17 protein-coding genes are annotated in these 21,117 nt (G+C 68.6%); 10 read left to right on the top strand and 7 right to left on the bottom strand.

Annotation, left to right across the window (positions count from 1 at the left end):
• Positions 1-143 precede the first annotated feature (143 nt).
• From ON33_RS20760 to ON33_RS20750, 3 genes are read left to right on the top strand one after another with little or no spacing between them, the layout of a single operon-like run.
• Positions 144-866 carry a rhomboid-like protein gene (locus tag ON33_RS20760; protein ID WP_157184627.1) on the top strand — a complete coding sequence of 241 codons (723 nt, stop codon included), beginning with the start codon at positions 144-146 and terminating at the stop codon, positions 864-866.
• Between the two features lie 23 nt (positions 867-889).
• Positions 890-1,567 carry an endonuclease NucS gene (gene nucS / locus ON33_RS20755; RefSeq protein WP_040860487.1) on the top strand — a complete coding sequence of 226 codons (678 nt, stop codon included), beginning with the start codon at positions 890-892 and terminating at the stop codon, positions 1,565-1,567.
• A gap of 10 nt (positions 1,568-1,577) precedes the next feature.
• Complete coding sequence (locus tag ON33_RS20750) at positions 1,578-1,883, top strand: Rv1322 family protein (RefSeq protein WP_040860486.1); 306 nt, start codon at positions 1,578-1,580, stop codon at positions 1,881-1,883.
• A 639-nt stretch (positions 1,884-2,522) separates the two neighbouring features.
• On the opposite strand, the gene ON33_RS20745 is transcribed toward ON33_RS20750, so the two are convergent.
• Positions 2,523-3,494, bottom strand: coding sequence for a coiled-coil domain-containing protein (locus tag ON33_RS20745; protein WP_040860703.1), 972 nt, complete (start codon positions 3,492-3,494; stop codon positions 2,523-2,525).
• An 86-nt stretch (positions 3,495-3,580) separates the two neighbouring features.
• Positions 3,581-4,051 carry a methylmalonyl-CoA epimerase gene (mce, locus tag ON33_RS20740; RefSeq protein ID WP_040860485.1) on the bottom strand — a complete coding sequence of 157 codons (471 nt, stop codon included), beginning with the start codon at positions 4,049-4,051 and terminating at the stop codon, positions 3,581-3,583.
• 113 nt (positions 4,052-4,164) lie between these two features.
• Between mce and ON33_RS20735 the strand changes: the two genes are divergently transcribed.
• The 3 genes from ON33_RS20735 to ON33_RS20725 all read left to right on the top strand — a co-directional run bounded on the left by ON33_RS20735 (position 4,165) and on the right by ON33_RS20725 (position 6,790).
• Complete coding sequence (locus ON33_RS20735) at positions 4,165-5,349, top strand: acetyl-CoA C-acetyltransferase (RefSeq protein ID WP_040860484.1); 1,185 nt, start codon at positions 4,165-4,167, stop codon at positions 5,347-5,349.
• 150 nt (positions 5,350-5,499) lie between these two features.
• Entirely contained in the window at positions 5,500-5,871 is a 372-nt protein-coding gene (locus ON33_RS20730) for a DUF3817 domain-containing protein (protein WP_051152511.1), read from the top strand.
• A 58-nt stretch (positions 5,872-5,929) separates the two neighbouring features.
• Positions 5,930-6,790, top strand: a complete 861-nt coding sequence (locus tag ON33_RS20725) for a tetratricopeptide repeat protein (protein WP_040860482.1) — start codon at positions 5,930-5,932, stop codon at positions 6,788-6,790.
• Between the two features lie 85 nt (positions 6,791-6,875).
• Here ON33_RS20725 and ON33_RS20720 read toward each other — a convergent pair whose 3' ends face one another.
• On the bottom strand, positions 6,876-8,237 hold the full coding sequence (locus ON33_RS20720; RefSeq protein ID WP_040860481.1) for a TrpB-like pyridoxal phosphate-dependent enzyme: 1,362 nt from the start codon (positions 8,235-8,237) through the stop codon (positions 6,876-6,878).
• A gap of 119 nt (positions 8,238-8,356) precedes the next feature.
• On the opposite strand from ON33_RS20720, the gene ON33_RS20715 reads away from it, so the two are divergent.
• A complete protein-coding gene (locus ON33_RS20715) occupies positions 8,357-8,977 on the top strand; it encodes a TIGR03086 family metal-binding protein (RefSeq protein WP_051152510.1) in 621 nt (206 codons plus the stop codon).
• 9 nt (positions 8,978-8,986) lie between these two features.
• Here ON33_RS20715 and glgB read toward each other — a convergent pair whose 3' ends face one another.
• The 3 genes from glgB to ON33_RS20700 are packed head-to-tail and all read right to left on the bottom strand — an operon-like array spanning position 8,987 to position 13,834.
• On the bottom strand, positions 8,987-11,152 hold the full coding sequence (gene glgB / locus ON33_RS20710) for a 1,4-alpha-glucan branching protein GlgB (RefSeq protein ID WP_040860480.1): 2,166 nt from the start codon (positions 11,150-11,152) through the stop codon (positions 8,987-8,989).
• On the bottom strand, positions 11,149-13,152 hold the full coding sequence (locus tag ON33_RS20705; protein ID WP_040860479.1) for an alpha-1,4-glucan--maltose-1-phosphate maltosyltransferase: 2,004 nt from the start codon (positions 13,150-13,152) through the stop codon (positions 11,149-11,151). Before ON33_RS20705 ends, glgB begins: the two co-directional genes overlap by 4 nt.
• Before the next feature lie 22 nt (positions 13,153-13,174).
• Positions 13,175-13,834, bottom strand: coding sequence for a PaaI family thioesterase (locus tag ON33_RS20700; protein ID WP_040860478.1), 660 nt, complete (start codon positions 13,832-13,834; stop codon positions 13,175-13,177).
• Positions 13,835-14,045: 211 nt separating this feature from the next.
• Between ON33_RS20700 and glgP the strand changes: the two genes are divergently transcribed.
• Positions 14,046-16,613 carry an alpha-glucan family phosphorylase gene (gene glgP / locus ON33_RS20695; RefSeq protein WP_040860477.1) on the top strand — a complete coding sequence of 856 codons (2,568 nt, stop codon included), beginning with the start codon at positions 14,046-14,048 and terminating at the stop codon, positions 16,611-16,613.
• Between the two features lie 2 nt (positions 16,614-16,615).
• Here glgP and ON33_RS20690 read toward each other — a convergent pair whose 3' ends face one another.
• Positions 16,616-18,670: an AMP-binding protein gene (locus ON33_RS20690; RefSeq protein ID WP_040860476.1), complete on the bottom strand. Its 2,055-nt coding sequence runs from the start codon at positions 18,668-18,670 to the stop codon at positions 16,616-16,618.
• A 271-nt stretch (positions 18,671-18,941) separates the two neighbouring features.
• Here ON33_RS20690 and ON33_RS20685 point away from each other — a divergent pair, with 271 nt between their 5' ends.
• Together ON33_RS20685 and ON33_RS20680 are read left to right on the top strand one after the other, a co-directional pair.
• The gene (locus ON33_RS20685) at positions 18,942-20,303 is read left to right on the top strand and encodes an NCS2 family permease (protein WP_040860475.1); all 1,362 of its coding nucleotides are present in this window, start codon (positions 18,942-18,944) and stop codon (positions 20,301-20,303) included.
• Between the two features lie 158 nt (positions 20,304-20,461).
• A complete protein-coding gene (locus ON33_RS20680) occupies positions 20,462-20,980 on the top strand; it encodes a DoxX family protein (RefSeq protein WP_040860474.1) in 519 nt (172 codons plus the stop codon).
• The last annotated feature ends 137 nt before the right edge of the window (positions 20,981-21,117 follow it).

The following is a 21,117-nucleotide window of genomic DNA, read 5'->3' as shown; positions in this document are numbered from 1 at the left end:
GGCCCCGACCACCTGGTCGGGGCCTTCGGCGTATCCAGGGGTATTTTGGTGTATCCAGGGTACATATCGACAGACATGGATACACAGGAAGCTCCCAGCGGACGAGCAGTTCCGATGAGGGCGGGAAGGCAATGATCGACAGCATGGTTCCCCAGCTCGCGCCCCAGCGGCCGGCCGTCAATGCCCGCCGATTCCGGTGGGCTGCTCTCTGGCTGCCCGCCACCTACAGCTACGTGGGTCTGCTGGTGCTGGTCGCCGGCGCCCTGACCATGGTCAGCGCCCCGCGGGAATCGCGAATCGTGTTGCATGCCAGCACGAATCTGAACAATCTGACCGAGGGGCGTCTCGGCACCCTGTTCTCGAGCGCGTTCCTGGTGGGGGAGGGCGCGGCGACGGTATTCCTGATCGTGCCGATGCTGGCCTGCCTGCTCGCCTTGGCGGAGCGGCGGTTCGGGACCCTGAAGCTCGTGCACACCTTCTTGGTCGGCCATGTGGGCGCGACGATCCTGGTGGCGGTGGGCCTGTGGGTGGCCGTGCAGTCGCAGCTCGTGCCCGGCAGTATCGCCATGGTCGAGGACGTGGGCGTCAGTTATGGCGCGATGGCCGTGGTGGGTGCGCTGGTGGCGGTGCTGCCGCCGCATCGCCGGTGGGTGTGGGCGAGTACCTGGCTGACGTTCGCGCTGGGCGGGGTGGTGCTCTGGCACACCTTCACCAATGTGGGTCACTTCCTGGCGCTGTGCCTGGGTCTGGGCATCGGGCGCTTGACGATTCGCCGGCAGGGCGGTGCGGTGCGGCCGCTGAATGTGCCGGAATACCTGTTGCTGGCGGGTGGTTCGGTTTTTGCCTGCCTGATGCTGCTGGGCTGATGCCCGGTCACTAGACTCGACCGGTGCGCCTTGTGATTGCTCGTTGCCAGGTCGATTACGTTGGCCGTCTGACCGCCCATCTGCCCATGGCCCGTCGTCTGCTCATGATGAAGGCCGACGGTTCGGTGCTGGTCCACTCCGATGGCGGCTCCTACAAGCCTCTCAACTGGATGAGCCCGCCGTGCTGGCTGGAGGAACGGGAAACCGATTCCGAGACAAGCCAATTGTGGGTGGTGGCCAACAAGGCCGGTGAGGAACTCCGCATCACCGTGGAGGACGTCGAGCTGGATTCCAAGCACGAACTCGGGGTGGATCCCGGTCTGGTGAAGGACGGTGTGGAGGCGCATCTGCAGGAGCTGCTGGCCGAGCACATCGAAACCCTGGGCGCCGGTTACACGTTGATCCGCCGCGAGTACATGACCGCCATCGGCCCGGTTGACATCCTGTGCCGGGATGCCGATGGTGCGACGGTGGCGGTGGAGATCAAGCGCCGCGGTGAGATCGACGGTGTCGAACAGCTGACCCGCTATCTCGAACTGCTCAACCGCGACCCGCTGCTGGCCCCGGTCGCCGGCGTCTTCGCCGCCCAGCAGATCAAGCCGCAGGCCAAGACACTGGCCACCGACCGCGGTATCCGTTGTGTCACGCTGGATTACGATGCTCTGCGCGGCACGGACTCCGACGAATTCCGGCTGTTCTAACCTTCGTACCATGCCCCGCCGGAAACCCCGCCCCAAGGACTCGGCGCGGTCCAATTCGGACCCGCGCCCCCTGGGTGACGTCTTCGGTCGCACCGAACACGGCCCCGGTACCGACGAGAGCTTCGTGGTCCGCACGGTCCCCGGCACCCGCGCCACCAAGCCCTATCGCTGCCCCGGCTGCGACCATGTGATCCCCCCGGGCACCCCGCACATCGTCGCCTGGGCGGCACACGGCGGCGAGGACGACCGCCGCCACTGGCACACCGGCTGCTGGAAGGGCCGCAACACCCGCACCATCACCCGCCGCTGGTCCTGACGACCACCGAGCCCCGCACGCTCCGCGCCGGTTCGGCCGTCACACGCACCGTGTGAGTGTGTTTCGTTCTAGCGGGCGCGCCGCTGGTGCTTCTGATGCGCCGCCGCGGTGGCGCTGGATATTCCGGAACGGCCTTGACCGCTGCTCCTGTTGCTCCGCCGGTGTATTCGACGGATAACGGGAGATCGCTGCGGGCCGGTCCCGTAGCGGCCTTGGCCGGTTGCTCCTGTTGCTCCGCTGGTCTATTTGACGGATAACGGGAGATCGCTGCGGGCCGGTCCCGTAGCGGCTGGTAGCGCGGATAGCGTGGAGCTGGGCCTCTAACGTGGTGGTATCTGCGACACCGGTGGTGGTGATACAGCATTCGCCGGGACCATTACGGCGACGACTCTCGGCGTGCCCTACATCGTCGCGCTGCAGTTCAAACCGGACGGGTCGGTCCTGAGCATGATGCCGCAGGGATGTGAACGTCACCGTGCTGCCCTGTCTGATGGGCCAGATCCTTCCCACGCGCGACATCCTCTGCACCTTGACCTGTGGTTCCGCGCTCTGATCGCCGATAGGCGCATATAAGGAAGGCCGCTTCCCCGGTGGGGAAGCGGCCCTCATACGGATGCGGGTTGTCGCCCGGTCGGTGAATTAGCTGGAGACGTCGGCGTTCTCGCGCTCGTCGACGATTTCGTCGTCTTCACGGGCGTCGGCGATGGCCTTGCGGCCACCCTTGCTGAGAGAGCGCTGTTCCGGGGCGCCGTCGAGCAGTTCGCTCTCGCGGTTGACGGCGGCGAGCATGGCCGGGACCGAGTCGAGCTGGCCGCGGATGCCGAGCAGCTGGGCCAGGACGCGGCCACGGAGGACACGCATCTCCTCGGCAAGTTCCTTGGCGTGCGCGATCTTCCGATCCGCGGTGTTGGTCGCCGAGGTGATGAGGCGGTTGGCCTCGTCGGTGGCGTCCTTGATGCGCTGGGCGGCCTCGGCGCGCGAGGTGGCCTCCAGCTCCTCCATGGCGCGGGTCAGCTTGGTGCGACGCTCCGCCATGGTGACCTCGAAGTCCTGCTGCGTGGCCTTGCGCTTGGCCTCGGACTCCTTGGTGAGGCGGTCGGCCTCGGCATTGGCGGCTTCGACGATCTTGGCGGACTCGGAGCGGGCGTTCGCGAGAGTCTGCTCGAATTCGATCTCGAGCGCTTCGCGCTTCTCCTTGGTCTCGGAGAGGAGCGATTCGTACTTCCCACGCATTTCGGTGGCCTGCTGCTCGGCGATCGAGATCATCTCGGCGGCCTCGGCCTGCGCCTGCGCGCGGACCTCGGAGGCCTCATCCGAGGCCAGACGCAGCATGCGGGAGATGCGATCGGACATGCCTTCGGCGGTGGTCGGCGGCACGGAGAGCCGGTCGACCTCCTTACGGAGCTCGTCGATCTCGTCCCGGGCATCCTCGAGCTGGGCCGCCAGGTTGCGGGCCTGGGCTGCGGCGGCATCGCGGTCGGTGGCGGTGACCCTCAGCTCGGCATCGAAACGGTCGAAGTAGTTACGCACCTCGTCACGGTCATAGCCCTTCCGCACAACGGTAAAGGGCAGCGCGACGAAGCGATTACGATCGGGCTCAGTGGACGACATGCCCCACAAACTACAGCCTGACTGGCACGGATGGTGAGTCGACCGCGAATGTTGTTACGCCCTCTTTAGGAGGGCGGAACACGGTACTAGTGGGTAGTTTTCGCCGCTGGTTCGACGAGTTCGACCAGCACACCGCCAGCATCCTTCGGGTGGATGAAATTGATGCGGGAACCGGCGGTGCCGCCGCGCGGCTCTGGGTACAGCAAACGCAAGCCCCGTTCACGCAGTTGCGCGGAAACCGCCTCGACATCCGTGACGCGGTACGCGAGCTGCTGCAGGCCAGGCCCGTTTCGGTCGATGAACTTCGCGATCGTCGACTCCTCGTTCAGCGGAGCCAGCAACTGCAGAGCGACCGAGCCTGCCGGGGTGCCGGGCACGGACAGCATGGCCTCGTGGACGCCCTGCGACTCGTTGATCTCGCGATGCGTCTCGATCATGCCGAGGTTGTCGCGGTACCAGGCGACCGCCGAATCGAGATCCGGCACAGCGATTCCGACGTGATCGACGGCGGTGATGTATTCCGAAGGGATGAATTCGGTGTTCTCGGTTGTGCTCACACCAGTGACGGTAGCGCGCCCCTCGGAAGGCTGCCGGAGTCCCGCACGTTACCTTTGAGTACGGCTCCGATGGTTGGCGGAGCAGTCACCATACGACGTAAGCGAGGCTCATCGTGACCACCACCTCCGTCATCGTCTCCGGCGCGCGCACCCCGGTGGGCCGGCTGCTGGGATCGCTGAAGGGCTTCAGCGGCTCCGACCTCGGCGGGTTCGCCATCAAGGCGGCGCTGGAGAAGGGCGGAGTCGCGCCCGAGCAGGTCGACTACGTGATCATGGGCCAGGTGCTCACCGCGGGCGCGGGCCAGATCCCGGCCCGGCAGGCCGCGGTCGCGGCCGGCATCCCGATGGACGTCCCGGCGCTCACCATCAACAAGGTCTGCCTGTCCGGTATCAACGCAATCGCCCTGGCGGATCAGCTGATTCGGGCCGGCGAGTACGAGATCGTGGTGGCCGGCGGCCAGGAGTCCATGACCAACGCCCCGCACCTGCTGGAGAAGAGCCGCGAGGGCTTCAAGTACGGCGACGTCAACCTGCGCGACAGCATGGCCTACGACGGCCTGCACGACATCTTCACCGACCAGGCCATGGGCGCGCTCACCGAGCAGCGCAACGACACCGAAACCATCACCCGCGAGGAGCAGGACGCCTTCGCCGCCGCCTCGCACCAGAAGGCCGCGGCCGCCTGGAAGAACGGCGTCTTCACCGACGAGGTCACCCCGGTCTCGATCCCGCAGCGCAAGGGCGACCCGATCGTGTTCGCCGAGGACGAGGGCATCCGCGCCGACACCACCGCGGAGTCGCTGGGCAAGCTGCGCCCCGCTTTCCGCAAGGACGGCACCATCACCGCCGGTTCCGCCTCGCAGATCTCCGACGGCGCGGCCGCGGTGGTCGTGATGTCGAAGGCCAAGGCCGAGGAGCTGGGCCTGAGCTGGATCGCCGAGATCGGCGCGGCCGGCGTCGTGGCCGGTCCGGACTCCACCCTGCAGGACCAGCCCGCCAACGCGATCGCCAAAGCCTGTGCCAAGGAAGGCATTTCGCCCGCCGATCTGGATGTGGTCGAGATCAACGAGGCCTTCGCGGCGGTCGGCATCGCCTCCACCCGCAAGCTGGGCATCGACCCGGAGAAGGTCAATGTCAACGGTGGCGCGATCGCCATCGGCCACCCGCTGGGCATGTCGGGCGCCCGCATCGTGCTGCACCTGGCCCTCGAGCTGCAGCGCCGTGGCGGCGGGATCGGCGCGGCCGCCCTGTGTGGTGGCGGCGGCCAGGGCGACGCCCTCATCGTCCGCGTGAAGTAGGACAGCCCGGTTTATCAGGAACAGCCCTGGCTCGTGAGCCGGGGCTGTTCGCTTTCCGGGGGGCTCTCATACCAGGCGATCTTGTGCGAGCGTGCTAGATGTGACCAGGTCCACTACAGGGTGTCGTAGGAGTCGGGCAGAATGGTTGCCATGGGTGACTTCTTCGACCTGTCCACGGTCGCCAAGCGCGTGCGTTTCTTCGGCCTGCTCGAGGTGCCCTCGTGGGTGCTGCTGTTCATCGGCTCGGCCCTGAAGCGCGCGGACGCACTGGGGATCGCCGATCAGCCGATCAAGTGGCCGGTCATGGTCTTCGGCATGCTGCACGGCGTCGTGTTCCTGGCCTACGCCATCAATGTCCTGCTGGCCTCGCGCGAGTTCGAATGGCCGGGTAAGACCACGGGTCTCGGGCTGCTGTCGACGGTGGTCCCGTTCACCTCCCTGTTCTTCGAGCGGTGGGCGATCAACTCCGGTCAGCTGGGGGACCTGAGCCGAGCCGCGACACCCGCCGCCGTACGTTCGTGACAAACTGGAGGGCGTGACTCGACCTGCACGCCGTCCTTCCGCCGCCGCAGCCGCCGCCATGTCGGGCGCGGTGGACCTGTCCGCTCTCAAGCAGCCGGCCGCCGCCGCGGCGGATGTCCCGGGTGACCATGCTGTCACCGAGGCCAATTTCGAGGATCGAGTGCTGCGGCGCTCCACCCAGGTGCCCGTGGTGGTGGCGCTGTACTCGCAGCGCAGCCCCGGCAGCATCGAACTGGTGAAGCTGCTCGAGCAGCTGGTCGGCCAGGGCGGTGGCGACTGGGATCTGGCCACCGTGGAGGCCGAGGCCAATATGCGCATCGCGCAGGCCTTCGGGGTGCAGGGCATTCCGACCGTGGTCGCCGTGGCCGCGGGCCAGCCGCTCGCCGACTTCACCGGCAATCAGCCGGAGGAGCAGGTGACCCAGTGGATCGCCGCCGTGGTGGACGCCGTGCGCGGCAAGCTCCCCGGCGTCGGCCCGGAGTCCGGCGCCGCCGAGCCCGAGGCCCCCGAGGACCCCCGTTTCATCGCGGCCGAAGAGGCTTTGGAGCGCGGCGAATTCGCGCAGGCCATCGCCGCCTACCAGGACATCCTGACCGCCGAGCCGAACAATGCCGACGCCAAGGCCGCCCTGCGTCAGGTCCAGTTCCTCTCGCGCGTCCAGGATCTCGACCCGGCAGCTCTCGCCAAGGCCGAGGCCGACCCGGCCGATCTGGACGCCGCCCTCGCCGCCGCCGACCTGGAGGTGTTCAACCAGCAGCCGGAGGCCGCGTTCGACCGGCTGGTCGCCCAGGTCAAGCGCACTGCCGGGGACGACCGCACCAAGGTCCGCACCCACCTGCTCGAGCTGTTCGAACTCTTCGATCCGGCCGAGCCGATCGTGGTCGCCGCCCGCCGCAAGCTCGCCGCCGCGCTGTACTGACCGTCGTTCGAGGTTATCGACACGTGGAATCAGGGAGTTCTCACTCCGGGACGGCATCCCGGGGCGGGAGCTCCCTGATCCGCGTTCAGACCCGGGGCAGGCTGTCGAGGGCGGCGTCGATGCGGGTCTGGGGGAGTTCGAAGTCGGGGATCTTGCCCGCGAGATAGCGCTCGTAGGCGGTCATGTCGAAGTGGCCGTGGCCGCACAGCGCGGTCAGCAGGACCTTCTCCTCACCGGATTCGGTGCAGCGCCTGGCCTCCTCGATGACGGCCGCCAGCGCGTGCGAGGGTTCGGGTGCGGGGAGGATGCCCTCGGCCTTGGCGAAAGTGACCGCCGCGGCGAAGCATTCGCGCTGCTGCTTGGCGACCGCCTCGAAGAGTCCGAGCTCGTACATGTGCGACAGCAGCGGTGACATGCCGTGGTACCGCAGCCCGCCCGCGTGCACCGGGTCGGGGATGAAGTCGTGGCCCAGGGTGTGCATCTTCATCAGCGGGGTGAATCCCGCGGTGTCGCCGAAGTCGTAGGCGTAGATGCCGCGCGTGAACGACGGGCACGCGGCGGGCTCGACGGCGCGGATGACAGGATCGGCGCGGCCCGCGAGCTTTTCGCGCAGGAACGGCAGGAACAGTCCCGCGAAGTTGGAGCCGCCGCCGGTGCAGCCGATGATGACATCGGGCGGCCGCTCACCCGCCGCGGCGAACTGCTTCAGCGCTTCCTCGCCGATGACGGTCTGGTGCAGCAGCACATGATTGAGCACGCTGCCCAGCGCGTACCGGGTGGCGGGGTCGGCGGCGGCCACCTCCACCGCCTCGCTGATGGCGATGCCCAGGCTGCCGGGTGAATCCGGGTGGTCGGCAAGGATTTTCGCGCCCGCCGCGGTGATCGGCGAGGGGCTGGCGTGCACGGTCGCGCCCCAGATCTGCATGAGCGTGCGCCGGTGCGGTTTCTGGTCGTAGGAGGCGCGCACCATCCACACCTCGCAGTCGATGCCGTACTGCGCGCAGGCGAAGGCGAGCGCGCTGCCCCACTGGCCCGCCCCGGTCTCGGTGGTGAGCCGCCGGGTGCCCTCGGCGGCGTTGTAGAACGCCTGCGGCACGGCGGTATTCGGTTTGTGCGAGCCGGCGGGGGAGACGCCCTCGTACTTGTAGTAGATGTGTGCCGGGGTGCCGAGCGCCTTCTCCAGTCGCCGCGCCCGGAACAGCGGTGTCGGCCGCCAGAGCCGGTAGACGTCGATGACCTCGTCGGGAATGTCGAGGTAGCGGTCGCCGCTCACCTCCTGGCGGATGAGTTCCATCGGGAACAGCGGGGCCAGGTCCTCGGGCCCGACCGGCTGCCCGGTGCCGGGATGCAGTGGGGGCGGTGGCGGCGCGGGCAGGTCCGGGATGACGTTGTACCAACGCCTCGGGATCTCGGATTCGTCCAGCGTGATCTTGGTGCGCTCGTCCACGAAACCCTCCTGGCTCGACACGGTTGTCTGACCAGACTGCTCTCGCAGCGGGTCCGTTGGTGTGGAATCGGCCGGATTTTCACTGTTCACGCCGAACCGAAATTAGTAAGCTAGTGCTTATGATAAGCACGTACGAAGAATTGCTGGCCTCCGGAGCCGAACTGCTCGCCCTCGACGCCCGCGCGGTGCGCGCGAGCATCGACGTGGTCGCGGGCCTGACCTCCGCCGACCTGGACGCACCCACGCCCTGCGCGGGCTGGACGTTGCGAGACCTGTTGGAGCACATGATCGTTCAGCACCGGGGCTTCGCGGCCGCCGCCCACGGTGAGAGCGATCTCGCGTTGTGGAAGCCGCAGCCGCTCGGCGGCGATCCGGTCGGTGAATACCGCGCGGCGGCCGAGCATGTGCTGGCAGCCTTCGCCGAACCGGGCGTCCTGGAACGGCAGTTCCCCCTGCCGGAGATCCGCGACGGCATCGTCATCGCCGCGCCCCTGGCGATCAGCTTTCACTTCATCGACTACATCGTTCACACCTGGGACGTCGCGCGGGCGCTCGGGCAGCCCGTGGAATTCGACGCGGACCTGATCAGCGCCGGGCTGCCGGTGGCCGAGGCGGTGCCGCGCGGTCCGGAGCGGGAGCGGCCGGGCGCCTCGTTCGCGCCCGAGGTGAGCGCGCCGGAGGCGTCCGGGCTGGATCGGATCCTGGCCGTGCTGGGCCGCGCGCCCGGCCGGCCGGAGTGACCGGGTTCGTCACCCGGCAGGCGGCGTCCTCGCCAGCCAGACGGCGCTGTGGGGCGGCAGTCTCAGGATCGCCGAGACCGGACGGCCGTGCCACGGCACGGCCTCCTGGGCGATCGGCCCGGCATTGCCCGCCCCGCTGCCCCCGTAGGCGAGAGCGTCGGTATTCAACACCTCGGTCCACGAATCCGGTTCGGGCCCGGGCAATCCGATGCGATAGCCGTCGAGCAGCCGGCCGGAGAAGTTGTAGACGCAGACCAGCATGCTGCCGTCGGCGCCGTAGCGCAGGAACGAAAGCACATTGTTGTCACGGTCGTCGGCATCGATCCAGGAGTAGCCGCCCGGCGACGTATCCTGGCTCCACAGTGCGGGATTCGCGGTATAGAGCTGGTTGAGGTCGCCGACCAGACGCTGAATGCCCTGGTGCAGTGGATTTTCCAGCTCATGCCAATCCAGCCCGCGATCGTGGTCCCACTCCCGGAACTGACCGAACTCCTGCCCCATGAACAGCAGCTGCTTGCCCGGATGCGCCCACAAGTAGGCCAACAGCGCGCGGACCCCGCTCGCCCGGGTGAAATCGTCGCCGGGCATGCGGGTCCACAGTGTCCCCTTGCCGTGGACCACCTCGTCATGGCTGATGGGCAGCAGATAGTTCTCGCTCCAGGCGTAGGTCAGGGAGAAGGTGATCTCGTTGTGGTGCCAGGTCCGGTACACCGGGTCGTGGGCCAGATAGCCGAGCGTGTCGTGCATCCAGCCCATATTCCATTTCATGGTGAAGCCCAGGCCGCCGACCTCGGTGGCGCGGGTGACGCCGGGCCAGGTGGTGGACTCCTCGGCCACGGTCAGCACCCCCGGATGCTGCTTGTGCACGGTCGCGTTCATCTCCTGCAGGAACGCGACCGCCTCCAGGTTCTCGCGGCCGCCGTGGATGTTCGGCTCCCAGTCGGGGCGGGAGTAGTCGAGGTAGAGCATCGAGGCCACGGCATCCACGCGCAGGCCGTCGATGTGGAACTCCTCGATCCAGTACAGCGCGTTGGCGACCAGGAAGTTGCGGACCTCATGGCGGCCGAAGTTGAAAACGTAGGTGCCCCAGTCGAGTTGCTCGCCGCGGCGCGGGTCGGCGTGCTCGTAGAGGGCGGTGCCGTCGAATCTGGCCAGCGCCCACTCGTCGCGCGGGAAGTGCGCGGGCACCCAGTCGAGGATGACGCCGATGCCCTTGCGGTGCAGGTGATTCACCAGGAATCGGAAGTCGTCGGGGGAGCCGAAGCGGGCGGTCGGCGCGTAATAGGAGGTGACCTGGTATCCCCAGGAGCCGCCGAAGGGATGCTCGGCCACCGGCAGCAGCTCGACATGCGTGAAGCCCTGGGCGAGCACGTATTCCGCCAGCTGCGCACCGATCTCGCGATAGCCGAGCCCCGGCCGCCACGAACCCAGATGCACCTCGTAGATGCTGACCGGCGCGCGCAGCGGATCGGTGCGCGCTCGCGCCCGCAGCCATTCGGTGTCGCCCCAGGTGAAGTCGCTCGCGGTGACGACCGACGCGGTCGCGGGCGGCGTCTCGGTGGCGTAGGCCATCGGATCGGCGTGGTCGACGGTGCGGCCGTCCGCCCCGTGCACCCGGTACTTGTACAGGGCCCCCGCCTCGATGCCGGGCAGGAACAGCTCCCACACCCCGGAATCGCCGAGTTTCCGCATGGGCGCGGTGTTTCCGCTCCACCCGTCGAAATCCCCGATCACCGCCACGCCCCGCGCATTGGGGGCCCACACCGCGAAGGCCGTGCCGGACACCGTGCCGTCGAGGGTGGGGTAGTGCTTCGGGTGCGCGCCCAGCACCTCCCAGAGCCGTTCGTGCCGGCCCTCGCCGAGCAGGTGCAGGTCGACGTCGCCGAGGGTGGGCAGGAAGCGGTACCCGTCGGCGTCCACCACCGTGCGGCCACCCGGATAGGTGGTGACCAGGCGGTAGTCCCACAGCTCCGGGAAGGGCACCACGGTCTCGAACACGCCGTGTTCGCGGTGTGCCAGTGGATGATCCACGTCGCCGATCCTGGCCGCGACCGTCTCCGCGTGCGGCCGCAGCACCCGGATGACGGTGCCGTCGGGATGCGGATGCGCCCCCAGCACCGTGTGCGGATCGGGGTGCGTGCCCGCCGCCAGCAGCAGAAGGTCGCGCCGATTCATCGGAACGATCGGCGCTGGGCGAGCTCGGTGCGCGCGGCGGCCGGCACCGGCGGCAGCGCGAGAATGTGGGCCGCCGCCCGGGCCGGGTCCAGGCGCACGTAATTGCTCTGGCCCCAGTGGTATTCCTCGCCGGTGATCTCGTCGGTCACCACCGGGCGGTCGTGCCATTCCCGGCCGAGGGCGGGCAGGTCGAGCGACACCATGCCCTGCTCGGCGCCGAACGGGTTCAGGTTCACCACCACCAGCACGGCGTCGCCGGTGGTCGGATCGAACTTCGAGAACGCCAGCAGCGCATCATTGTCCACGTGATGGAAGTGGATGCAGCGCACCTGCTGCAGCGCGGGATGCGCGCGCCGGATCTCGTTGAGCCGGGTCAGCCACGGTTCCAGGGACTCCCCGCGCGCGGCCGCCTCGGCGAAATGCCGTGGCCGCAGCTGGTATTTCTCGGAATCCAGGTATTCCTCGCTGCCCGGCCGCACCGCCTGGTGCTCGTAGAGTTCGAAGCCCGAGTACACACCCCAGGTGGCCCCGAGCGTCGCCGCCAGCACCGCGCGGATCGCGAACATGCCCGGTCCGCCGTGCTGCAGGCTCTCGTGCAGGATGTCGGGGGTGTTCACGAACAGGTTGGCCCGCGCCTCATCGGCCTTGGCGGCCAATTCCCAGCCGAATTCCTCGATCTCGTGCTTGTGGGTGCGCCAGGTGAAATACGTGTAGGACTGGCTGAATCCGCGCCGCGCCAGACCGTACATGCGGGCCGGGCGGGTGAAGGCCTCGGACAGGAAGATGATCTCCGGATGCTTCCGGTGCACCTCGGCGATCAGCCATTCCCAGAAATCCGCGGGTTTGGTGTGCGGATTGTCGACCCGGAAAATGGTGACGCCCAGGCCGATCCAATGCCGCACCACCCGCAGCACCTCGGCGTAGAGCCCGTCGGGATCGTCGTCGAAATTGAGCGGATAGATGTCCTGATACTTCTTCGGCGGATTCTCCGCGTACGCGATGGTGCCGTCGGGCAGCGTGATGAACCATTCCGGATGCGCCGTCACCCACGGATGGTCGGGCGCGCACTGCAGCGCCAGGTCGAGCGCCACCTCCATGCCCAATTCCCGTGCGGCCGCGACGAAGTCGAGGAAGTCGGCCTCGGTGCCCAGCTGCGGGTGGATGGCGTCGTGCCCGCCCTCGGCCGACCCGATGGCCCACGGCGAGCCCACATCGTCGGGCCCGGCGGTCAGGGAATTGTTGGGCCCCTTGCGATTCACCGTGCCGATGGGGTGGATCGGCGGCAGGTACACCACGTCGAAGCCCATGGCGGCGATTCGGGGCAGGTCCTTGGCGGCGGTGGCGAAGGTGCCGTGCACGGGCCGGCCCGCGGCGTCCCAGCCGCCGGTCGACCGCGGGAAGAATTCGTACCAGGAGCCGACCAGCGCCCGCTGCCGCTCCACCTGCACGGCGTGCAGCGGACCGTGGGTCACCGACTCCCGCAACGGCGTTGCCCGCAGGATCTCGCCGACCTCGGCACTGAAGGCCGCGGCGACCCGCGCGGGCAACTGCGCGTCACTGCGCAGCGCGGCGGCCGCGGCGCGCAGGATCTCCCACTGTCGCTTGGGGACCGCGAGCGCGGCCCGCTCCAGCAGCCTGGCCCCGAGCTCCAGATCATTGGCCAGATCGACGGCGCTCTGCCCGACCGCGAGCTTGGCCTCGACCCCGGACCGCCAGGTGGCGATCGGATCGCCCCAGCCTTCGATCCGAAAGGTCCAGCGCCCGGGCATGGTCGGGGTGAACAGGGCGTTGAACACATCCGGCTCGTACTCCGGATTCATGCGAATGCGCTGTGTGCGCGTCGAACCCGGGCCCCGCACCGCCAGCGTGGCGGCCACCGCCTCGTGGCCCTCGCGCCAGACCACCGCCCGCACCGGGACGACCTCGCCGACGACGGCCTTGGCCGGCCGGCCGCCGGGAATCACGGGGGCGGTGTCATCGATGGCGATGCGGCCGGTCACGCCCTCGAACTTACCGGAGTGGCTACTGCTGGCCGGGCTTGAGGAGTACGAAAAGGCCGTGTGCCTCGGCACAGAGCCGGTCGCCGTCGTGCAGGGTGGCGCGCAGGAACACCTTGCGGCCCTCCTGCCGCTCCACCCAGCCGCGCAGCACCAGTTCGGTATTCAGCGGCGTGATGGACCGGTAGTCGACGTGCAGGAAAGCGGTGCGGGTGGCCTGCTTGGTGTACACCGCGGCCGTCATGCCGAGCAGGTCGTCGAAGCCGAGCGCGATGTGGCCGCCGTGGGCCGCGCTGTTGCCGCCCAGGTGGAAGGTGCGGAAGGTGATGCGGGCCTGGACCCCGTCCTTGCCCGCGGAGTCGATCTCGAACGGCGGCAGCGTGATGTTGCCGCGCGCGGGCAGGTCATTGCGATGCCAGGTCGGCGCGTCCCACTCGTCGACGACCGCCGCGTCGAGCTTGTCGTTCAGCTCCTTCAGGGTGGCGATCACGTCCAGCGCCAGCGCATCGGACGGGTCGGCCAGCCGCACCCGGTCCATCAACCCGCGCACCTGGTCGATGAACTCCCCGTAGTGCGGTCCACCCCGGGTGTTGTCGCGGCCCAGTTCTCGGATCGGCCGGAACCCGCCCTCATGATGCTCCTGGGTGGGCTGTCCCTCGACCGCCTCGATCTGCTGCTCGCTCATGTGAAACACGTTATCGGCTGCCGACTGGATGCTCCGCGCGGGGGATGCTCTGACCAGCATCAGATGCACGCAAAGGTTCGCGGCCGTCTCGATTCTGGACTGCGCTCCGCCTCCCCGCGCTTGGAGCGGGGGAGCGAAGCGGAGGAGGGAAGAATCGAGACCTCGGGGCCGCGATCCCGCCCGGAGCGAAGCGGAGGGCAGAATAAGCACCGTGAAGGCACTCAGGCGTTTCACCGTCCGCGCACACCTGCCCGAGCGGTTGTCCGCGCTGACCGAGCTGGCGACCAATCTGCGCTGGTCATGGCATGAGCCGACACAGGACCTCTTCAACGAGCTGGACCCCCGGCTGTGGGTCGAGGTCGGGCGCGACCCGGTGCGGATGCTCGGGGAGGTGCCCGCCGACCGGCTCGACGAGCTGGCCCGGGACGAGGCCTACCTGCGCCGGGTCGACGCCGCGGCCGCCGATCTGCAGGACTACCTGGACCGCCCCCGCTGGTTCCAGAAGCAGCAGCGCGGGCCGCGCGGAATCGCCTACTTCTCCATGGAGTTCGGTGTCACCGAGGTACTGCCCAACTATTCGGGCGGGCTCGGGATTCTGGCGGGCGACCATCTCAAGTCCGCCTCGGATCTGGGACTGCCGCTCATCGGCGTCGGATTGCTGTACCGCTCCGGCTATTTCCGGCAGTCGCTGACCGCAGACGGCTGGCAGGCCGAGCACTACCCGGCGCTGGATCCGATGGGACTGCCGCTGCGGCTACTCACCGAGGGCGGTGCGCCGGTGCTCATCCACGTGGCCATGCCCGAGGGCCGGGTGCTGCGGGCCCGGGTGTGGATCGCGCAGGTGGGCCGGATTCCGCTGCTGCTCCTGGACTCCGACATCGCCGACAACGACCCGGAACTGCGGGCCGTCACCGACCGGCTCTACGGCGGCGACCAGGACCACCGCATCAAACAGGAGATCCTGGCCGGGATCGGCGGCGTCCGCGCGGTACGCGCCTACACCCGCGCCAACGGCCTGCCCGACCCCGACGTCTTCCACATGAACGAGGGCCACGCCGGCTTCCTCGGCATCGAGCGCATCCGCGAATTCATGGCCGCCGGAATGGATTTCGACTCGGCGCTGACCGCGGTCCGGGCCGGCACCGTTTTCACCACCCACACCCCGGTCCCCGCCGGCATCGACCGCTTCGCGAGCGCCCTGGTGCGCCGGTACTTCGGCGGCGCGCACGGCGAGCGGGAATCGCCTGTGCTGCCAGGCGTTTCGGTGGACCGCATCCTGGCCATGGGCCGGGAGGCCGATCCTTCGGTGTTCAACATGGCCCACCTGGGCCTGCGACTCGCCCAGCGCGCCAACGGCGTATCGCGACTGCACGGTGAGGTCAGCCGGGAGATGTTCGCCCCGCTGTGGCCCGGCTTCGACGCCGCCGAGGTGCCCATCGGCTCGGTCACCAATGGCGTGCACGCCCCCACCTGGGCGGCGCGCGAATGGATCGACAAGGCCCGCGAGCTCATCGGCGCCGAACTGGTCGAGGAGGCCCGCGGCTGGGAGCGGCTCTGCGATGTGGACCTGCGGGAACTCTGGTCCACCCGGAACGCGCTGCGCGTCGTCCTGGTCGACGAGGTGCGCCGTCGGCTGCGCAACTCGTGGCTGGAACGCGGCGCCGCCGGCGCCGAACTCGGCTGGATCGACCAGGTTTTCGACCCGGGCGTGCTGACTGTCGGCTTCGCCCGCCGCGTCCCGACCTACAAGCGTCTCACCCTCATGCTGCGCGACCCGGAACGCCTGCGCGCCATGCTGCTCGACCCGGAGCATCCGGTGCAGCTGGTGGTGGCCGGCAAATCCCATCCGGCCGATGAGGGCGGCAAGGCGCTCATCCAGCAGGTGGTCCGCTTCGCCGACGACCCGGCCGTGCGCCACCGCATCGTTTTCCTGCCCGACTACGACATGTCCATGGCCCGCTACCTGTACTGGGGCTGCGACGTCTGGCTCAACAACCCGCTGCGCCCGCTCGAGGCGTGCGGCACCTCCGGCATGAAGTCGGCCCTCAACGGCGGCCTCAACCTGTCCGTCCGCGACGGCTGGTGGGACGAGATGTACGACGGCGAGAACGGCTGGTCCATCCCGACCGCCGACGGCGTCCGCGACGAGCACCGCCGCGACGACCTGGAGGCCTCGGCCCTCTACGAGCTGCTGGAACGCGCTGTGCTGCCGCGCTTCTACGACCGCGACCACGACGGCGTGCCCGTGCGCTGGATGGAGATGGTCCGCCACACCCTGCGCACGCTGGGCCCGAAGGTGCTGGCCTCCCGCATGGTCCGCGACTACGCCGTCGACTACTACGCCCCCGCCGCCGCGGCCTACGCGGCGGTCTCCGCCGACGACTTCAAGGGCGCGCAGGACCTGTCGGTGTACCGCCGCCGCGTCGAATCCGCCTGGCCCACCGTGAAAGTCCTGCAGGTGGACAGCTCCGGCCTGCCCGACACCCCGGTCATCGGCGCGGATCTGGACCTGCGCGCCCGCATCGACCTCGGCGGCCTCACCGCCGCCGACGTCAGCGTGCAGGCTGTCCTGGGCCGGGTCTCGCCCACCGACGACCTGACCGACGCCCACACCTTCCCCATGCGGCACGCCGGAACCGATTCCGGCGCCGATATTTTCACCATCCGGACGCCGGTCCCGATCTCGGGCGCGGTCGGATACACCATCCGCGTGCTCCCGCACCACCCGCTGCTGGCCAGCGACGCCGAACTGGGGCTGATCGCCACACCCAGCCCCTAGGGTCAGGTCGGCGCGATCAGCGTCCGCTTGAGGATCTTCCCGGTCGGGTTGCGCGGCAACGACTCCAGGAAGGTGACGTCGCGCGGCACCGAGAACCGGCTGACCCGATGCCGGATGTAGTTGCGCACCATGTCCGAATCCAGCCCGGAGCCCGGCCGCTTCACCACGAAAGCGGCCAGGCGCTGGCCGAATTCGTGATCCGGGACGCCCACCACCGCGACCTCGCTGACCTGCGGCAGGTGCGAGAGGGCCTCCTCGACGGCGCGGGGGAAGACGTTCTCGCCGCCGGAGATGATCATCTCGTCGTCCCGGCCCGCGACGAACAGCTTGCCGGTGGCGTCCAGGTAGCCGATATCGCCGGTGTCGAGCATGCCGTCGGCCTCGTCGGGCGGGGTGGCGTCGGTATAGCCGTCGAACAGCATGTGATTGCCGACGAAGATGCGACCGGTCGCACCCACCGGCACCGGACGCCGATCCGGGCCCAGCACAGCCAGTTTCGTGCCCAGCGGCGGCCGGCCCGCGGTGGTGGGGGAGATGCGCAGATCGGCCGGATCGGCGATGGAGGCCCACGACACCTCGGTGGAGCCGTACACGTTGTAGAGGATCTCGCCGAACGCGTCGAGGAACTTCAGCACCGTCGCACCGGCGAGCGGCGCCCCGCAACTCGCCACCACCCGCAGGCTCGACAGGTCGTAGCGGGCGCGCACCTGCGTGGGCAGGTCCAGGATCCGGTTCACCATGATCGGCACCACGATCAGCGCCGTCACCTTGTGCTCGGCGATACGGCGCAGGCAGTCCTCGGCGTCGAAACGGTCGCTCAGCAGCACCGTCGCCCGCACCGCCGTGGAGATCTGCAGGGCGCCCAGCCCCCAGGTGTGGAACAGCGGGGCCGGAATGAGCATGGTCTCGTTGGTGCCGAACGGGATTCGGGACAGCAGCGCCGCCACCGTCCCGAAACCCTTGGGATGCGGCCGCCGCGCGCCCTTCGGCGTCCCGCTGGTTCCCGAGGTGAGCACCACCAGCCGGCCCGGGCGCGGCGGCTTGCGCGGCGGCTCCTGCCGCATGGCGATGAGTTCCTCGATGGTGGTGCGCCCGGGATCGAGTGGGACGTCGTCACTTGTGAAGCGCGGCAGCCCCGCGGGCAGATACCGCACCAGATCGTCGAATTCGCTGTCCACGAACACCGCTGCCAGCTGATGCCGCCCGACGATCTCCTCGACCTGGCAGGCGGGCAGTCCGGTATTGAGCAGCACCGCGTCCGCGCCCGACTTGCCCGCCGCCACCATGCACTCGACCATGCCGGTGTGATTGCGGCACAACAGCCCGATCGCGGTGCCCGGCCCGAACCCCAGCGCGCCGAAGGCGCCCGCGAGAGCGCTGGTGCGCGCGTGCAATTGGTCGAAGGTGCTGGAGTACCGGTCGTCGATCACGGCCGCCCGCTGCGGCGAGTGCGCGGCCGCCGCCGCGTAGCCGCCGGCCAGGCTGAAACCCCACTTGGCCAGCCCGCCGATCTGCCGCAGGCCCACATCCGGCCGGTAGGTGCGCACCACGCCGGAGCTCACCATCCGCTTGACCACGCCGGCCTGCAGCCGCATCCGCGAATCCTCGCCATTGACGATGAGCGAGGACGGCGTACCCAGGATCAGGTCGCTCACCCGCCGCAGCCCGGCCAGCGTCCAGGCCACCACCGCCGAGTTCGGCAGCTGCGCCGGCACCGGATGCACCAGCCCGGCCTTGAAGTAGGTGACGTAGACCCGGGTGTGCTGTTCGTCGCCGCGCAGGCGCACGGTCGCGAAGCTGCCGCGGTCGGGGCAGTGCAGTTCGAAGCTCTCACCGGTGCGGGTGATGTGCAGTTGCACGCGCAGCACCCGGATATCGACGCCATTGCCGCCGACACGCATATTCAGCGTCGGGTGGACATCGACGGTGTCGAGTTGTTCGCACGCGCCGATACCAGGAAATAGCCTTGGATAGGTCTGGGGGTCGACCAGGACGTCCCAGATCGCTTGGCGATCGATCGCGAACTCCGCGACCGCATCGATGACATCGGTTACCACTGGCGCACTACTTCTGCCTGGCCGGTTCCGCTGAGCAACCCCGGGCTGAATACGTATTTGTAACGTCCCAGACAATAGGGGTCAAGGCTCATGGATTACCGGCCGGTAGTTATTTAATTTGCCGATCAATTGCGCTGGTGGCACCCGGAAAACAATGCTCTGGCAGGTGGGATTGCCCACAATTCGCGAGGTCAGTGACAGATCGTGCCATCCGGACCAGTACGGTGCCCACGGCAGCCTTCTACCCTCCCGCCGACTGGAGACACCCCACATGACCACCGACGTCCTCACGCGTACCAAGGGGCGCGTCGACGCGTACTTCGGCATCAGCGAGCACGGTTCCACCTTCAAGCGCGAGATCATGGCGGGGACCATCACCTTCCTGGCCATGTCCTATGTGCTCGCCGTGAACCCGCGCATCCTGGGCGATCATGGGGACCTCGGCGACAAGGGCATGCCGTTCCAGGCCGTTTTCACCGCGACCGCCATCGCGGCCATCTTCGGCACCCTGGTCATGGGCCTGTGGGCCCGGTACCCGGTCGCGCTCGCACCCGGCATGGGACTCAACGCCTTCTTCGCCTACACCGTCGTCCTGCACATGGGAATCCCTTGGCAGCAGGCACTTTCGGGCACCCTGATCTCCGGCGTCGTCTTCTTCGTCCTCGCCGTCACCAAGGTGCGCGAGAAGATCATCGAAGCCATCCCCATGCAGATGAAGCTCGCGGTCGGCGCGGGCATCGGCCTGTTCGTGGCCTTCCTCGGCCTCAAGAGCGCGGGCATCGTCACCGCCGATCCGGCAACCCTGGTGCACCTGGGCAACTTTCACCACGGCACCACCCTGCTGGCGCTGTTCGGCCTGGTCGTGACCGTCGTCTTCCTGGTGCTCGGCTGGCACGGCGCGGTGCTCTACGGCATCCTCTGCACCACCGTGCTCGGCATGGTCACCGGTTTGGTGCAACTGCCGAACTCGGTGGCCGCCATGCCGCACGGACTGGATCAGACCTTCGGCCAGGCCATCATCCACCTGCCCGACGCCTTCACCGGGAAAATGGTGGTCGTCGTGCTGACCATGCTGTTCGTCGACTTCTTCGACGCCTCCGGCACGCTGATCGGCGTCGCCAACCAGGCCGGGCTGCTGACCAGGGACGGCAAGCTGGACCGCGCGGGCCAGGCGCTGGCCGCCGACTCGGTCGGCACCGCCGCGGGCGCGATCATCGGCACCTCGTCGACCACCGCGTATGTCGAATCCACCGCGGGCGTCTCGGCGGGCGGGCGCACCGGTCTGACGGCGGTCACCACGGCCGGCTGGTTCCTGGTCGCGCTGTTCTTCTTCCCGATCTTCGCCACCTTCGCCGACGTGTCGGCTGTGACCGCGCCCGCGCTCATCGTGGTCGGCGTGCTCATGTCCCGGGCGCTGGGCGAAATCGAGTGGAACAGGCTGGAATACGCGGTTCCGGCGTTCATCACCGTGGTCATGATGCCGCTGACCTACTCGATCGCGAACGGCATCGCCATGGGCCTGCTGTTCTACCCGATCGTCATGGTGGCCAAGAAGCGCGGCCGCGAGGTGCATCCGGTCATGTGGGTGCTGATGGCCGTGTTCCTCTACTACTTCTGGTATCTGGCCAAGTAGCCGGCCGACAGGGTCGGTCCTGAATTTCCCTTACCGGGCGCGAGGCGGAATAGCCTCGCGCCCGGTCTCGTTGGGGGCCTGCTGTACGCTACGAAGCGGACCACGGTCCGGATAGTACGCCGTAGCGCCGAACAGACCCGAGAGACGAGGACCCCGACATGACCGCAACCGTGAACGCCGCCACCCCCGCCACCGCATCGAGCGGCCTCGGCGGCACCGACGTCGGCCTGCTGGTCGCCCGGGTGGGATTCGGCGGCGGACTGGCAGTGCACGGCGCTCAGAAGCTGTTCGGCTGGTTCAACGGCTACGGCCTGGACGCGACCGCGCAGGCATTCCAGGGAATGGGCTACGACCCGGGCAAGTTCTTCGCCGGCCTGGCCGGCCTCAGCGAGCTCGCCGGCGGCCTGCTGCTCCTGCTGGGCCTGCTGACGCCGCTCGCTGCCGCCATCGCACTGGGCACCATGATCAATGCCGTGCACGTCAGCTGGAGTGGCGGATTCGCGATGTGGGAGCTGCCGGCCGTGTACGCCCTGGCGGCCGTTGCCATCGCGTTCGCGGGCCCGGGCCGGCTGTCGCTGGACTCCGGTCGCCGGTGGCAGCGTCAGGGTCTGGTCTGGGGCGCCGGGGCGGTCGCGCTGGGCGTGGTCGCCGCGCTCATCACCCTCGCTGTGAAGTAGGGCGAGAAGAAAGTTTCGGTGTCCCCGCGCCGCGTGCAGGGCTTGGCGCGGGGACGACGGACACGTCCGATGTGGGAATTGGGGGGTTCACCGGAGTATCGAAAGCTAATTTACTTCTGATCGGAAGTAGGAACCAC

The organism is Nocardia niigatensis NBRC 100131 (genome assembly GCF_000308655.1).
Lineage (GTDB): Bacteria > Actinomycetota > Actinomycetes > Mycobacteriales > Mycobacteriaceae > Nocardia > Nocardia niigatensis.
This window is presented reverse-complemented; position numbering and strand designations above follow the sequence as displayed.